15 protein-coding genes are annotated in these 14955 nt (G+C 71.5%); 3 read left to right on the top strand and 12 right to left on the bottom strand.

Going from position 1 to position 14955, the window contains the following annotated elements; translation table 11 throughout:
• Positions 1-96: 96 nt before the first annotated feature.
• From ABD256_RS14365 to ABD256_RS14345, 5 genes are all read right to left on the bottom strand, one after another.
• Positions 97-1440 carry an MFS transporter gene (locus ABD256_RS14365; RefSeq protein ID WP_344417801.1) on the bottom strand — a complete coding sequence of 448 codons (1344 nt, stop codon included), beginning with the start codon at positions 1438-1440 and terminating at the stop codon, positions 97-99.
• A gap of 64 nt (positions 1441-1504) precedes the next feature.
• On the bottom strand, positions 1505-2902 hold the full coding sequence (locus ABD256_RS14360) for an aspartate ammonia-lyase (protein ID WP_344417799.1): 1398 nt from the start codon (positions 2900-2902) through the stop codon (positions 1505-1507).
• Positions 2899-4029 carry a M20 family metallopeptidase gene (locus ABD256_RS14355; protein WP_344417797.1) on the bottom strand — a complete coding sequence of 377 codons (1131 nt, stop codon included), beginning with the start codon at positions 4027-4029 and terminating at the stop codon, positions 2899-2901. The genes ABD256_RS14360 and ABD256_RS14355 overlap by 4 nt, the downstream gene beginning before the upstream one ends.
• The gene (locus ABD256_RS14350; RefSeq protein ID WP_344417795.1) at positions 4026-4706 is read right to left on the bottom strand and encodes a DUF1028 domain-containing protein; all 681 of its coding nucleotides are present in this window, start codon (positions 4704-4706) and stop codon (positions 4026-4028) included. Before ABD256_RS14350 ends, ABD256_RS14355 begins: the two co-directional genes overlap by 4 nt.
• Positions 4703-5125, bottom strand: coding sequence for a RidA family protein (locus ABD256_RS14345; protein ID WP_344417793.1), 423 nt, complete (start codon positions 5123-5125; stop codon positions 4703-4705). The genes ABD256_RS14350 and ABD256_RS14345 overlap by 4 nt, the downstream gene beginning before the upstream one ends.
• A 267-nt stretch (positions 5126-5392) precedes the next feature.
• Here ABD256_RS14345 and ABD256_RS14340 point away from each other — a divergent pair, with 267 nt between their 5' ends.
• Positions 5393-6631 (top strand): flavin-containing monooxygenase, encoded by a 1239-nt coding sequence (locus tag ABD256_RS14340; protein WP_344417791.1) that lies wholly within the window; start codon positions 5393-5395, stop codon positions 6629-6631.
• Positions 6632-6779: 148 nt separating this feature from the next.
• Here the strand turns inward: ABD256_RS14340 and ABD256_RS14335 are convergent, their stop codons facing one another.
• Positions 6780-7691, bottom strand: a complete 912-nt coding sequence (locus ABD256_RS14335; protein WP_344417789.1) for a LysR substrate-binding domain-containing protein — start codon at positions 7689-7691, stop codon at positions 6780-6782.
• 84 nt (positions 7692-7775) lie between these two features.
• The gene (locus ABD256_RS14330) at positions 7776-8738 is read right to left on the bottom strand and encodes a GlxA family transcriptional regulator (protein ID WP_344417787.1); all 963 of its coding nucleotides are present in this window, start codon (positions 8736-8738) and stop codon (positions 7776-7778) included.
• An 85-nt stretch (positions 8739-8823) separates the two neighbouring features.
• Here ABD256_RS14330 and ABD256_RS14325 point away from each other — a divergent pair, with 85 nt between their 5' ends.
• Positions 8824-9603 carry an MBL fold metallo-hydrolase gene (locus ABD256_RS14325; RefSeq protein ID WP_344417785.1) on the top strand — a complete coding sequence of 260 codons (780 nt, stop codon included), beginning with the start codon at positions 8824-8826 and terminating at the stop codon, positions 9601-9603.
• Between the two features lie 220 nt (positions 9604-9823).
• On the opposite strand, the gene ABD256_RS14320 is transcribed toward ABD256_RS14325, so the two are convergent.
• Together ABD256_RS14320 and ABD256_RS14315 are read right to left on the bottom strand one after the other, a co-directional pair.
• Complete coding sequence (locus ABD256_RS14320; RefSeq protein ID WP_344417783.1) at positions 9824-10189, bottom strand: VOC family protein; 366 nt, start codon at positions 10187-10189, stop codon at positions 9824-9826.
• Positions 10190-10320: 131 nt separating this feature from the next.
• On the bottom strand, positions 10321-10938 hold the full coding sequence (locus ABD256_RS14315; protein WP_344417781.1) for a stage II sporulation protein M: 618 nt from the start codon (positions 10936-10938) through the stop codon (positions 10321-10323).
• Between the two features lie 134 nt (positions 10939-11072).
• Here ABD256_RS14315 and ABD256_RS14310 point away from each other — a divergent pair, with 134 nt between their 5' ends.
• The gene (locus tag ABD256_RS14310) at positions 11073-11678 is read left to right on the top strand and encodes a TetR/AcrR family transcriptional regulator (protein ID WP_344417779.1); all 606 of its coding nucleotides are present in this window, start codon (positions 11073-11075) and stop codon (positions 11676-11678) included.
• A 37-nt stretch (positions 11679-11715) separates the two neighbouring features.
• Here ABD256_RS14310 and ABD256_RS14305 read toward each other — a convergent pair whose 3' ends face one another.
• The 3 genes from ABD256_RS14305 to ABD256_RS14295 form a co-directional block, all read right to left on the bottom strand.
• Complete coding sequence (locus ABD256_RS14305) at positions 11716-13104, bottom strand: amino acid permease (protein ID WP_425546455.1); 1389 nt, start codon at positions 13102-13104, stop codon at positions 11716-11718.
• 64 nt (positions 13105-13168) lie between these two features.
• Complete coding sequence (locus ABD256_RS14300; RefSeq protein WP_344417775.1) at positions 13169-14311, bottom strand: aminotransferase class V-fold PLP-dependent enzyme; 1143 nt, start codon at positions 14309-14311, stop codon at positions 13169-13171.
• 15 nt (positions 14312-14326) lie between these two features.
• Positions 14327-14899 (bottom strand): cupin domain-containing protein, encoded by a 573-nt coding sequence (locus ABD256_RS14295; RefSeq protein WP_344417773.1) that lies wholly within the window; start codon positions 14897-14899, stop codon positions 14327-14329.
• Positions 14900-14955 lie beyond the last annotated feature (56 nt).

Raw genomic sequence — 14955 nt, 5'->3', positions numbered from 1 at the left:
GGCGGCCGTCCGGAACTGGCCGTCGTGCCGGTCCACCGTCAGCTCACCCCGGTCGGCCGCGCCGCGCTGCCCGACGGCGACGCCGGGTGGCCCCGGTCAGCGCTCGGTGTCACCGGTGGCCAGGTCTTCCTCGTGCAACAAGGGGTTTCCCGCGGTCTCGCGCAGCGAGAAGGCCGCGATCAGCCCGATCACCGCGGACACCATGAGGTAGGGGCCTGGCACCAGGGTGCTTCCGGTGGCGGAGATCAGGACGGTCATCAGGTAGGGCACGGTGCCCGCGAACAGGGCGGCGGTGAGGTTGTACGCGATCGACAGGCCGCCCTGGCGGGTGCGGGTCGGGAAGATCTCCGCGGACCACACCGCGTAGGTGCCCAGGATCGCGGCGAGCACGACGCCGAGCACGAGCCCGCCGATCCACGTTCCCGCCAGGCCCGTGCCCATCAGCAGGTACGCCGGGGTGGCGAGGACGAACAGCGCGATGCCCGCGCCGATCAGGACCGGGCGCCTGCCGACGCGGTCGGACAGGCGCCCGAAGGCGGGCACGAGCACCAGCCCGACGAGCGAGATCACCGTGGACAGCAGCGCGGCGCTGCCGGCGGAGTGGCCGAGGTAGTCGGTCTCGTAGGTGACCAGGTAGGTGAGCACCGCGTAGAACGGCACGTGCATCATGGTCATCAGACCGGCCGCCTGGAGAAGCTGCTTCTTGTTGTTGCGGAACAGTTCCCGCACCGGGCTGCGGGGCACGTTGTCGGTCGCCTCGAGCGCGCGGTACTCGGGGGTGTCCTCGATCTTGCTGCGGATGACGAACCCGATGATGCCCAGCGGGGCGGCGATCAGGAACGGGACGCGCCAGCCCCATGACGCGAGCTGCTCCTCCGACAGGCCGACCGAGAGCAGCAGGAACACGAACGACCCGGCGAGGAATCCCAGCAGGGAACCGACTTCGAGCCAGCTCACGCCGAAGCCGCGGCGGCGTCGTGGCGCGTACTCGGCGAGGAAGCTCGCCGCGCTGCCGAATTCGCCACCCGCCGCGAAGCCCTGCAGCAGCCGCAGGAAGACCAGCAGGAGCGGGGCCGCGATCCCGAGGGTGGAGTGGCCGGGAAGCAGGCCGATGACGAGCGTGGCGCCGGACATCACGAAGATGACGATGGACAGCGTGCGCTTGCGGCCGATCCGGTCGCCGAGCGGCCCGAACACGAGCGCGCCGATCGGCCGGATCCCGAACGAGACCGCGAAGACCCCGAACACGGCGAGCAGGCCCGCGGTGTCGTCGCCCGCGGGGAAGAAGACCGAGGCGATGGTGCTCGCGAGGTAGGCGTAGGCGGCCCAGTCGAACCAGTGCACGAACACCCCGACGGCACCGGCCGCGACGCTTCGGCGCAGAGTCGCCGGGTCGGCGACGGCGGTCAGTTCGTCGGGCGGTGTGTCCTGCGCGGTCATGGTGCCTCCTCGAACCAGATCTCGCGATCATGCTGTGCGGGACTGCGCTGTCCCGTGTGGACGGTCAGGTGGGCGGGGCGCCGGTGAGCGCCCTCGGGGTGGTGAGCGCGCCGAGCTGCTGATCGGTGAGCAGCCCGCGCTCGCGCACCAGATCGAGCGCGGGGCGGCCGGTGTGGTGCGCCTCGAGCGCGATCGCGCACGCCGTCTCGTACCCGAGTGCCGGGCTCAGCGCGGTCACCAGGCCGGTCGACGTCGCGACGATTCCCGCGAGGCGCTCGCGGTGGGCGGTGATCCCGCGGACGCAGTGCTCGGTGAGCACGCCGATCCCGGCGGTGAGGTGGTCGAGCCCCGCGGTCAGCGCGCGGGCGATGATCGGCTCGAAGGCGTTGAGCTGCAACTGCCCGCCTTCGGCGGCGAGCGTGACGGTGACGTCGTTGCCGATGACCTCGAAGGCGATCTGGTTGACCGCCTCGGGGATCACCGGGTTCACCTTGCCGGGCATGATCGAGGACCCCGCCTGCCGGGCGGGCAGGGTGATCTCGCCGAGGCCCGCTTGCGGGCCGGAGGAGAGCAGCCGGAGGTCGTTGCAGATCTTGGACAGCTTGACCGCGACCCGTTTCAGCACACCGGAGAGCTGGACGAACACGCCGACGTCCTGGGTCGCCTCGATGAGGTCGGGTGCGGAGACGAGCGTGCGGATCCCGGTCAGCTCGCGCAGGTGCGCCACGGCGCGCTCGCGGTAGCCGGGGCGGGCGTTGAGCCCGGTGCCGATCGCGGTGCCGCCGAGGTTGAGCTCGTGCAGCAGGAGCCGGGCCTCGGCGAGGCGCTGTTCGTCCTCGGCGAGCGTGGCGGCGAAGGCGCCGAACTCCTGGCCGAGGGTCATCGGGACGGCGTCCTGCAGCTGGGTGCGGCCCATCTTCAGCACGTCGGTGAACTCGAAAGCCTTGGCGGAGAACGCCTCCCGCAGCCCGGCGAGTGCGGCGAGCAGTTCTGCGAGGTGGCTGTCGAGCGCGAGCTTGACCGCGGTGGGGTAGACGTCGTTCGTGCTCTGCCCCAGGTTGACGTGATCGAGCGGGTGCAGTGCGGAGTAGCCACCGCGGTGGTGGCCGAGCAGTTCCAGCGCGCGGTTGGCGATGACCTCGTTGGCGTTCATGTTGGTCGAGGTCCCGGCGCCGCCCTGGATCAGGTCGACGACGAACTGGTCGTGCAGCCCGCCCGCCCTGATCTCGGCGCAGGCCGTCCCGATGGCGTCGGCCCTGCCGCGGTCGAGCGCGCCGATCTCGGCGTTGGCGGCGGCCGCGGCCTGTTTGATCGTCGCCAGCGCCACGACCAGGTGCGGCCGGTCGGCGAGGGTCTCGCGCGTGATCGGGAAGTTGACGAGCGCGCGTGCGGTGTGGGCGCCGTAGTAGGCCTCCGACGGCACGCTGATCTCGCCGAGCATGTCGTGCTCGGTGCGGTTCACGGCGTCGCCGCCCGGTCCACCCCGGTCCACGCCAGCGCGACCGCGCTGTCGAGCAGGGCCCGCTGTGCGGTGCCGCCGACGCAGTGCGCGGCGAACTCGCGCTGGTGGTTGATCGCGGGCAGGGAGCCGATCCCGACGTACGGGTGAATGGCGGGCACGACCTGCGAGACGTTGCCCATGTCGGTGGAAGCCCGGTTCATGCGCGACGCGGTGCCGCCGGTGGCGAACTCGCGGCCGAGTTCGAGCGCGTTGGCGCGGTAGGCGGCCAGTGCCGTCTCGTCGGCGCGGAATTCGGCGTACGGCTTGCTTTCCGGTTCCACCGCCAGCTCGCACCCGGTGGCCAGCGCGCCTGCTTCGAAGGCGCGCAGGACGCGGGGCTCCAGCTCCGCCAGCTCGGCGAGCGTCTCGGCGCGCACGTACCAGCGGCCGGTGGCGCGCTCCGGGATCGCGTTCGGCGCGTCGCCCGCGTGCGTCACCACGCCGTGCACCCGTGCCGACGCCGGGAGCTGCTGGCGCAGCAGCCCGATGGCGACCTGCGCGACGGTGAACGCGTCGGCCGCGTTGATCCCGGCCTCGGGGTAGGCGGCGGCGTGCGCGGACTTGCCGGTGTAGGAGATCTTCGAGTGGCTGACGGCGAACGGCCGCGCCTCGGCGACGTCCACCGGTGCCGGGTGCGCCAGCATCGCCAGGTCGGCACCGGCGAACGCGCCGCGGTCGAGCAGCTCGATCTTCCCGCCGCCGCCCTCCTCGGCCGGGGTGCCGTAGACCTCGACGGTGATCCCGGCTTCGTCGGCCACTTCGGACAGTCCGAGTGCCGCGCCGATCGAACCGGCGGCGATGAGGTTGTGCCCGCACGCGTGGCCGAGGCCGGGCAGCGCGTCGTATTCCGCGCACAGCGCGATCCGCACGGGACCGCTGCCGTAGCTCGCGTGGAACGCGGTGTCCAGGCCGAGGTAGCGGGCGGTGACGGCGAACCCGGCCCGGTCGAGCAGCTCCGGGACCGCGGCGGCGGCGCGGTGTTCCTCCCAGGCGGTCTCGGGGTCGGCGTGCAGCCGTTCCGACAGGAGGACCAGCGCGTCGGCATGCCGGTCGACCCTGGCGCGCGCCGCGTCCTTCAGCGCGGTCATCGGTCGTCTCCCGGCACGCCGTACGACGGTGCCGACGCGGGGTCGAGCCCGCGGGTGACGTAGTCGTCGCGCTGGGGGAGCCACACGTCGAGGAGTTCGGCCAGGCGGTCGACCGGGTCGTCGGCCCAGTCCACCCGGAGATCGGTGATCCGCCAGTCCACATCGGACACCACGGCCACACCGGCCGACCGGACCGGGCCCTCCTCGCCGCCCGCGGCGAGACCGGCCCCCAACGCGGTGACGAGCCGCTGCTCCAGCTCCCCGGTGGCGGCGCCGAACGCGTCCACAATGGCCTGCGGGATGTGGTCGCCCGCCAGCATGTTGCCCGCCGCCACGACACCGTCCGCGGTGGCGGAGCCGTGCCTGCCCAGCGTCCGCGACCCGCTGTAGGCGAACCCGGGGCCGTCCTGGCCGAGCACGGTGAGCTGCCGGTACTCGATGTCTTTCGCGGCGGCGGTCACCTCGGACAGGGCCCGCTCGGGGTCGCCGTGCTCGGCGAGCCGGTCGAGCAGGCGGCCACCGAGCCGCGGGTCGGTGATGTTCTGCGAGGCCGCCGCGCCGGCACCGGGGCGCAGGTGCGCGACGCGGGCGGCGACGGCGGGGCTGGACGAACTGGCCGCGATCCCGAAGCGCACGGTGCCGTTGACGACCGCGCGGGCCACGATCGAGAAGGTCACTTTTCCTCCTGCGGGATGACGGCGATGGCGTCGATCTCGCACAGCCACTCCGGCCTGGCGAGCGCGGAGACCACCAGGCCGGTCGAGATCGGGTGCACGCCCTTGGTCCAGCGGCCGACCACGCGGTAGACGTCCTCGCGGTAGCGCGGGTCGATCAGGTAGATGGTGAGCTTGACCAGGTGCTCCATCCTGCTGCCCGCCTCGTCGAGCAGCAGGGCGATATTGGCCATCGCCTGCTCGGCCTGCGCGGCGGCGTCGCCGATCCCGACGGATTCGCTGGTGTCGAGGTCCTGGCCGATCTGACCGCGGACGTAGACCGTGCCCCCCGCGACGACGGCCTGGCAGAGGTCGTTGTCGAGGTTCTGCTCGGGGTAGGTGTCGCGCGTGTTGAACGGGCGGATGCGACGGTGGACGGTCACTTCACTCCCCTTCCCTGCGGAGGTTGCCGGACGGATCGGCGGCGTTGTCGCCCCAGCCTGAACGCAGCCCCTGAGTTCTGTCCAGTAGATGTTTTTGGACCAGTGAATCGGAAATACTGATGCAGTCTGTATCGCCAAAACAGATCTTGTGGTCCAAAAACATCTGTTGGACACGGGAAGTGCCTGCCACGAGGATCCGGTGAGACGCACAGAGGCGTGGAGACGAACCGGGTCGGTTCGCCCGCCGGTCCGGAGTGGAGGTTGGGGATGTCGAGCCAAGAGGTTGAAGCCCTCGTCGTGGGCGGGGGGCAGGCCGGGCTGGCGATGAGCGAGCACCTGAGTGCCTGCGGTGTGCCGCACCTGGTCGTGGAACGGAACCGGATCGCCGAGCGCTGGCGCTCGGAGCGGTGGGACTCGCTGGTCGCGAACGGGCCAGCCTGGCACGATCGCTTCCCCGGTCTGGAGTTCGCCGGCCTGGCGCCCGGCGCGTTCGCTTCGAAGGACCAGATCGCGGCGTACTTCGAGGCGTACGCGGAGAAGATCGCCGCGCCGATCCGCACCGGTATCGAGGTGAAATCGGTCCGGAGGAACGAGGGACGCCCCGGCTTCCACGCGGAGACCTCGGACGGGACCATCGAGGCCCGCTACGTCATCGCGGCGACCGGGCCGTTCCAGCGGCCCGTGATTCCGCCGATCGTGCCCGGTGACGCCGGGCCCGCGCAGCTCCACTCCAGCGCTTACCGGAATCCGGCGCAGTTGCCCGAGGGTGCGGTGCTGGTGGTCGGGGCCGGGTCCTCGGGGGTGCAGATCGCCGAGGAGCTCCGCCGGTCGGGGCGGCGCGTGTACCTCTCCGTCGGTCCGCACGACCGCCCTCCCCGCCAGTACCGCGGGCGCGACTTCTGCTGGTGGCTCGGCGTCCTCGGCAAGTGGGACGCCGAGACGCCGCCATCGGGCGCGGAGCACGTCACCATCGCGGTCAGCGGCGCGCGCGGCGGGTCCACAGTGGACTTCCGCGCGCTCGCCGGGCTCGGCATCGAACTCGTCGGCCTGACCGCTTCGTTCGACAGCGGCACCCTCCGCTTCGCCCCCGACCTCGGGGCCAACATCGCCGGAGGCGACGCGAACTACCTGGCGCTGCTCGACGAAGCCGACGCTTACGTCGAACGCAACGGCCTCGACCTCCCGGAGGAGCCGGGCGCCCGCGTGCTGGGCCCGGATCCGGCCGGTGTGACCGACCCCGTCCTCGAACTCGACCTCGCGGGTGTCGGCTCGATCGTCTGGGCGACCGGCTTCGCCGTCGACTACGGCTGGCTGCAGGTCGACGCGTTCGACGAGAGCGGCAAGCCGAAGCACCGGCGCGGTGTGTCCGCCGAGCCCGGCGTCTACTTCCTCGGCCTGCCGTGGCTGGCGCGGCGCGGATCGAGCTTCATCTGGGGGGTGTGGCACGACGCCAAGTTCGTCGCCGACCACATCGCGACCCAGCGCGGTTACCTGCGGCAAGCCTGACTCACCCCGGATGACCGGGAGGGGCGGCCGCCCGGTTCGAGGAGAAGCAGCGGTCCGCGATCATCCTGAACATCGCGATGACCAACCTCTTCAACCGGGTCAACCACGCGGTCCGGGAGCAGGCGGGAAGACGTGGTGAACCGGGGCGTCACTTCGAGTACCGGGCGCGGCAGAGCTCCCGGAACTCCTGTGCCCGGCGGGTGAGCCGGGCTCCGCGCATCGAGGCGACGACGATCTTCAGCGACGGGACGTCGTCGGTCAAGGTGAGCGGTACGGCCCGGGCGCCCGAATAAGTGGTTTCGGCGGGCGGGCGCTGGTTGAGCAGCGCGAAACCGTGGCCGTAGGCGACGAGGGCGCGGACGGTCTCGTACCCGCTGCTGCGATGGCGGACACGGGGTTCCACGCCCGCGTCGCTCAGGATCGACTGCAGGTACTCGCGGCTGTGCGGCAGGTCGAGCAGCACCATGGGCTCGTCGGCAAGGTCCCGCAGTGACACCTTGCGGCTCTTCCGGCGCGCGAGCCGGTGGTCCTCGGCGACGAGGGCGTACGGGGCCGCGGTGCCCACGACCTCGCGGTCGATGTCGTCGTCGAGGTCGTAGCCGTACAGCAGGGCGAGTTCGGTTTCACCCGAGCGCAGGGCCGTTTTGAGCGCGTGGTGCTCGCCTTCGCGCAGGGACACGTGGACGCGCGGGTGCCGGGTTTCGAACTCGGCCAGCAGGAGGGGGAGCCGGAACGGCGCGAGCGTGGCGAAGCAGCCGACCGTCAGCGTCCCGACGAGCTCGGTGCCGGACTGCCGCGCGGTCTCGACCAGTTCGGCACCGTGGGCGAGGAAGTCCAGCACCCGCTTGTAGAACGCCTCGCCCGCCGTGGTCAGGCTGAGCCCGCGGGCGTGGTGGCGCAACAGGAACTGCACGCCCATTTCCTTCTCCAGCTGCGCGATCGCGGTCGACACGGCCGACTGGGAGACCACGAGCTCCTTCGCGGCGGCGGTCATGCTGAGGTGCCGGGCCGCCGCCTCGAAGTAGCGCAGCTGCACGAGGGTGAAGGAAGGCTCGCTCATGCGGACATCCTGCCTCGTGCGCGGGCCGTCGGGGAGCAGCGCGGTGATGCGCGCGGCTTCGTCCTCGACTGGCGGCTCCCTTGCCTAGCGGGAATCGGTGAGGTGGAAGTCGTGCCGGTACCGGCTCGGCGAGACGCCGACGTGCCGGGTGAAGTGCTGGCGGAAGGTGACCGACGAGCCGAAACCGCACCGGCCCGCGACGGCGTCGACGGTCAGGTCGGTCCGTTCCAGCAGCTGCTGGGCGCGGGCGATGCGCTGTTCGAGCAGCCAGCGCAGGGGGCTGGTGCCGGTCTCGGCGGTGAAGCGGCGGGCGAAGGTGCGGGCCGACATGCCGCCCCAGCCTGCCAGTTCCGCGACCGTCAGCGGCCGGTGCAGCTCCCGCAGGGCCCGCTCGCGGACCGCGCCGAGGGCGTCGCCGGTCCGGTCGCGGGTCGTGGTGGGCGCGGTGATGAACTGCGCCTGCCCGCCGGTGCGGAAGGGCGCGGTCACCATGGCCCTGGCGATGGTGGCGGCCACTTCGGCACCGTGGGCGGTGCGCACCAGGTGCAGGCACAGATCGATGCCCGCCGCGACCCCGGCCGAGGACCACACGCCGTCCGCGCCGGTGAACAGCGCCTTGGGGTCGACCGCGGCGCGCGGGTGGCGCTGGGCGAGCCGGTCCGCGTACGCCCAGTGCGTCACGGCAGGGCGCCCGTCCAGCAGTCCGGCGGCGCCGAGCACGAACGCGCCGAGGCACAGGCTGGCGACGGTGGTGCCTGCCCGGTGCGCGGATCGCAGCGCCGCCGGGAGCTCCGGCGCGATCGCGGCGTCCGGATCGGCCATGCCCGGCACGACGATCAGGTCCGCGGTGCGCAGCCAGGCCAGGGTGCGTTCCGGTGCCGCGGTCGCCCCGCCGGTCAGTTCCACCGGCCTCCTGGTCACCGCGCAGCGACGCAGTTCGAAGCCAGGCAGCCCCACCGAGCGCTGGTCGGGCTGCCAGACCTCGGTGACCACCGCGGTGTCGAACAGGCGGGCACCGTCGAAGAGCACGAGAGCGATCTTGCGCATGGCAGCACCCTACTGGCGGCATCCCATCGGTGTACGACATTGCTGCCACTCACGGTCACCGTCCCCGCGCGGGCAGGATGACGGTATGACGAACACGATCCGTTATCTGGGCGGCCCGACGGCGGTGCTCGAACTCGGCGGGATCCGGCTGCTGACCGACCCGACCTTCGACCAGCCGGGGGAGTACCCGATCGGCGACCGCAGCCTGGTCAAGACCGCCGGCCCCGCGGTGGCACCCGCCGGGCTGGGCCAGTTCGACGTCACGCTGCTTTCCCACGACCAGCACCCGGACAACCTCGACCAGCTCGGCCGCGAGAGCCTCGCCGCGGTTCCGCTGGTGCTGACCACCGAGGAGGCCGCGGAGCGCCTCGGCGGTGCCGCGCGGGCGCTGCCGAACTGGACCGGAGTGGAGCTGCCCCGCCCAGGAGGGGGCACGCTGCGGATCACCGGGCTGCCCGCGCTGCACGGCCCGCCGGGATCCGAGCCGATGGTCGGCACGGTCACCGGGTTCCTGCTTTCCGGCGACGGCCTGCCGACGGTGTACGTCAGTGGTGACAACGCTTCGCTCGGCGTGGTCCGCTCGATCGCCGAACGCGGTGGCCGGGTCGACGTCGCGGTGCTGTTCGCGGGTGCCGCGAAGACGCCCCTGACCGGGGACGACCCGCTCACGCTCACCAGCGAGTCCGCGGTCGAGGCCGCCCGCGTTCTCGGTGCACGCCAGGTCGTCCCGTTGCACTTCGAGCACTGGGCGCACTTCACCCAGGGCCCCGGGACCCTGCGGGAGGCGTTCGAGGCGGCGGGGATGGCCGACCGGCTGTGGCTGCCGCGGCCCGGTGAGACCGTCGCACTCGTGGACGCGGCCTGAGCACGGTTCCGGCGCGGGTCAGAACCCCCGGTTTTCGGCCCCAGCAAGGGATCCGTCAACGCGGCGAAGGCGTGGCCCATGCGATCGCGCTTCGTCCGGAGGTAGCTCAGGTTCTGCGGGGTCTCGACCGCGCGGAGCGCGACCCGCTCCACCACCTCGAGTCCGCGGTACTCCGCCGGGTTGTTGCCGAAATCGCGCTGAAGGGTCCGGCGTCGTGGTGCTACCGCGGCCCGTAGACGACGATGGTGTTGCCCCATGGGTCGCGCGCCACGGCCCTGACCTCGTGCGGGCCGCGTTCCGGTTGCCGGACAACGGATCCGCCGCCTGCCACCAGCGCGGCCAGCGCGGCGGCCACGTCGGGCACCTTGAACGACGCCGCGGGCACGCCGCCGGTGACGTCCTCCGCCGGGCCGGCGAGGGCCAGCGTGGTCCCGCCCGCGTCGAGGGCCGCGTAGCGGTCGCCGTCAACGAATTTCGCGGTCAGCCCGAGGGCGGTGGCGTAGAACCGCACGGCCGACTCGACATCGGAAACCGGGTGCAGCACGTTCCCGATCTTGACCGGGCCGGGCTTCGCGGAGTCGTTCACCGGGCGAGCGTAGCCGGTTTCCTTTCCCCAGGCCGCGTCTGGTGGACAGCCGCCCGGCGCCGAGCGCCAGCCGGGAGACGAAGGCCCGGTGGCATCATCGGCGGGAATCGATCCGGTGTGGACGGAAGTCGTCAGGAGCCGAGCACCAGCGGCACCAGGAAGTAGATCTCGATGGCCTCGTACACCGCGCCGACGAAGAAGAGCGCGAGTGCCGGGAGCCAGAGCCAGCCCGCACGGCTCAGCCCGCGCAGGTATCCCTGCCGGCGGGTGGGGGCGCCGGCCGTCGCGGGCCGGAGCCAGGACCTGCCCAGCAGGTACGCGCCGAACAGCACGAGCGCGTAGGCCTGGAACTCGATGAGGAGCGTGAGGGAGTGCGGGATGAGGGTCCGTGCCGAGGTCCCGGTGACGGGGGCCAGCACGATACCCAGGTCGATCGTCTTGAGCGCGAACACCGCGAGTCCGGCGAAGGGGACCACGAGCGACGGGAGGGTGATGAGCAGCAACGCGGTCGGGAACACGTTGACGAGGAAGATGACCGCGCCGAACACCCACCCGTTGCCGACCACCGCGTTGACGAGCGCCCCCTGGCCGCCTTCCGCGAACGATGCGGTCCGGGCGGCGTACAGGCCGGGGAAGAGCGCCCCCAGCGCCATGCCGAGGAGCAGCGCTCCGATGACGAACGCGTTGATGAGGAGGTACGCACGGAGGTCGGCGCGGATGAGCTGGAACGGCTTGCTCAGGCGGTTCATGGGTTTCACGTCCGTTTCGTTCGCCGGGCACCCGGTGACGGCCGATTCGGCCCGGCTCCTAATACACTGTGTTAGTGCGGTCGGGACGCGACAGTAGCACAGTGTGCTAGTACGGTGTGTTAACGGAGGTGGCGATGGTGGAGCAGGAGACGGGTGCCGGTAGCCGGGACAGGGTCCTTCGGGCGGCCATGGCGATGTTCGGGGAGGACCCTGGCGCGCGGCTGAGCGTGCGTGCGGTCGCGGCACGGGCCGGGGTGAGCACCGGCTCGCTCAGGTACCACTTCCCGACGCAGCGCGCGCTGCAGGACGCCGTGCTCGCCGGCGTCTACGACGTGGTCGCCCCCGGCGACCGGATCCACGACAAGTCGGCACCGGCGCGGGACCGGCTGATCGATTGCCTCCGGCAGGTGCTCGCCCCCGCCGGTGTCGGCGAACAGGCGCGAGCGGGCTGGAGCGAGATCTTCAAGACCTACATCGAGCCCGAGCCGACCGACGAGAACCGCGCGGCGTATCTCGCCATCGAGCGGGAAGCGCAACGCCGTGTCGAGTACTGGCTGACCGTCCTGGGCGACGAAGGCGCGCTCGCCGATGGCGACAACGCCCGGCGTGCCCGATTCCTCGTGACCGTCCTCAACGGACTTTCGATCGCGAGGGCACTGCCCGCCGGTGACTCGATTCTGGCCACCGAAACCGAGACGCTGCACGCGGCCGTCGACCACGTCCTCGGTTCACGGGCCTGACGGCCGGGCCTGCCCGGCGACGAGTTCCGCGTCGTGCTCAGGCGGATTCTCCGCCCTGTCCGCGGCCCGCGGTGAGCGTGGAGTCCTCGAGATCCGCCTCCCGCGCCTGCCTGGTCCGCCCGGTCCTGCGCAGCACCTGGTAGACCACCACCAGCAGGACGAAGAACGGGATGCCGAACTGCCACGCCGGGCCGAGCCCTTCGACCCAGAACGTGGAGACCAGCACCGTGGCGAGGAACGCGATGACGACCGCGTTGACCACCGGCGCGCCCCACAGCCGGACCGGGGACGGGGGCAGGCCGGCCCGGCGCCGCCGGATCCGGAACGCCAGGTGCGTGACCAGGATGATCATCCACACCACCAGCGCGGCGAAGATCGAGATCCCGAACAGCACGAGGTAGGCGCCGGAATCGGAGTTCTTCGACAGGACCGTCGCGATGACCAGCCCGGCGGTGGAGAGCACGAGCGCGTTGCGCGGCACCCCGGCACCGGTCAGCCTGCCGGCCCAGGCCGGGGCGAACCGGTGCTCGGCGAGGGAGTGCAGCATCCGCGTGGTGAGGTAGAGGTTCGTGTTCGCGCTGGAGAGCGCGGCCGTGAGGACCACGAAGTTCATCACGGTCGCCGCGGCGGGCACCCCGGCCGCGGCGAACACGCGCACGAACGGGCTCGCGGTGATCGAACCGCCCTCGCTGGTCACCGTCCACGGCACCACGAGGACGACCACGAGCATCGCCGCGACGTAGAACAGGCCCAGCCGCAGCACCATCGCCCTGGCCGCGCGCGGGATGTCGCGGGCGGGGTTCTCCGATTCGGCCGCGGTGACCGAGACGACCTCCGTGCCGATGTAGCTGAACAGCACGAAGACCATCGCCAGCAGCAGGCCGGACACGCCGTTCGGCAGGAAGCCGCCGTCCGCGGTCAGGTTCGCCGCGCCGGTCGCGGGGGCCTGCGGCAGCCCGAAGAACACCAGCACCAGCCCGAGCACGACGAACACCAGGATCGCGCACACCTTGATCATCGAGAACCAGTACTCGAACTCGCCGAAGATGTGCACCGCCGCGGCGTTGACCACGATCACCAGCAGCGAGAACACCGCGACCGGGAGCCAGAGGGGAATCCGCGGCCACCAGTACTGGACGTAGACGCCCGCCGCGATCGTCTCACCGCCGATCGCGATCACCTGCATCGCCCAGTAGGCCCAGCGCACCACGAATCCGCTGCCGACGCCGAGGTACTTCTGGGCGATGCTGCCGAACGCGCCCGCCGCCGGGTGCACCACCACCATCTCGGCGAGCGCCCACGCGATCACCAGCGCCACAAGTCCACAAAGGACATAGGCGAGCACGACGGCCGGCCCGGCGTGCGAGATCGCCAGGCTCGAACCGAGGAACAGGCCGGTGCCGATGGCCCCGCCGATTCCGATCATCGTCAGCTGTCTGCTCCGCAGCCTTCGCTGCAGCCGGTGCGGCGTCTGCGCCACGTCGGGCTCCCTACTGGCTCGCGCGGTACTCGGCGATCGCCTGTACGACGGCGTCGAGATCGGACTCGTCGTTGTGGTAGTGGAAGGACATCCGCAGCACGTCGCCGCGGGCACTGCACACGATCCGCCGCGCGGCGAGGAACGCCGCCAGCGCATCGGGATCGGAGTCGGCCATGGCGACGAGCGGGCCGCGCCGCTCCTCGGCCAGCGGTGACCGGAGCCGTTCTCCGGCGTCGAGCAACCGCTGCTGCAGTTTCCCCGTGAGCGCGCGGAGGTGATCGCGCACGTGGTGCGCGTCCAGCCGGTGCACCAGCGACAACCCGGCGGCCGCACCGTATGCCGACGGAATCGACGGCGTCCCGGTCTCGAACCGGCGGGCGTGCTCGGGGTAGTCGAGGTGGCGCGGGTCGAACTCGAACGGATTCGTCCGGCCGAACCAGCCCGTCAGCGGTGGGGAAACGGCGTCGCGCAGCCCGGGCCGGACGTAGAGGAACGCGATCCCGGAAATGCCGAGCAGGTACTTCAGGCTGCCGCTCACCAGGTAGTCGCACCCGAGTTCGGCGGCGTCGACCGGCTCGACGCCGAGCCCCTGGTAGGCATCGACGAACGTCCGCGCGCCGTGTTCGCGCGCCAGCGCCACGACGTCGGACACCGGGAACCGCAACCCGTTGGCGTAGCTGATCAACGGGACCGACACCAGCCGGGTATCGCCGGTGATCAGCGCGGCGTAGTCCTCGGCGTCGACGAGCCCGTCGTGGTGCGGGACGAACCGGACGTCGGCGCCCCTGCCCTGTTGCGCGAGCCAGACATGGGCCAGCGACGGGAATTCCAGGTCGGTCGTGACCAGTCCGGGCCGCTGGGCCCACGACTGCGTGGAAGCGACCTGGTAGGCACCCTCGGAGGCCGAGGGCACCACCGCGATGTCGTCCGGGGCCGCGCCGATCAGCCGGGCGAACGACGCCCTCGCCTCGGCGACCTTGGTCATCCACCTGTCCCACGGCGCCCCGTGTTCGCGGATCGTGTGCTGGAACTCGAAGAGCTCGGCCGTCAGCGCGTCCGAAAGGGCGCCCTGGCTGCAGCTGGCGAGGTGCACCGTGTCGGCGAGGGCGGGGAAGTGCGCCCGGAATGCGGCCGGGCTCGGGTGGGCGGTCAAGACGCTCCGTTCGGGTCAGTAGCTGGGCGGGGTGATCGCCACGAAGAACGTGACGGGGACGGCATCGTCGTTGCGGTAGCGGTGCGGCAGCCGCGAGTCGAAGTAGCACGAATCGCCGGTGGACAGCCGGTGTTCGGCACCGTCGACCTCGACCACGAGCGTCCCCCGCGTGACGACCACGCACTCCTGCGAAGGATGCGTCCACGGCTCGCCGGACGACACGCCACCCGGTTTCAGCGTCCCTTCGAGCATTTCGAGCCGCCCGGAACCGGGGGACACGCGTTCGTAGGAGATCTCGCCGTGCGGTGACTGCTGCCGGAGCCTGCGGTCCTTGCGCACCACGGCGACCTCGGACCGGTCCGGCTCGGCGAACAGGTCGAACAGCGGCGTCCGCAGTGCTTTCGCCAGCGCGCGAGCGGTCTGCAGGCTGGGATCGGTGATCCCGCGTTCAACCTGACTGATCAACCCCGTCGACACCTCGGCTCGCTCGGCCAGCTCGCGGATCGACAGCGATTTCGCAGTGCGGATGCGCCGAATGCGTTCGCCAAGCCCCTCCGAGCCGTCCGGTTCGGTCTCCGCCATGGCCATGTTCGCACCGCTCCAGTTGACTGTTCCATCAGTACGACTGAACACGGTACCGTAGG

It is taken from the genome of Amycolatopsis minnesotensis (assembly GCF_039529815.1).
Lineage (GTDB): Bacteria > Actinomycetota > Actinomycetes > Mycobacteriales > Pseudonocardiaceae > Amycolatopsis > Amycolatopsis minnesotensis.
Note: the sequence above shows the minus strand (reverse complement) of the source record. Positions and strands in the feature narration are given on the sequence as shown.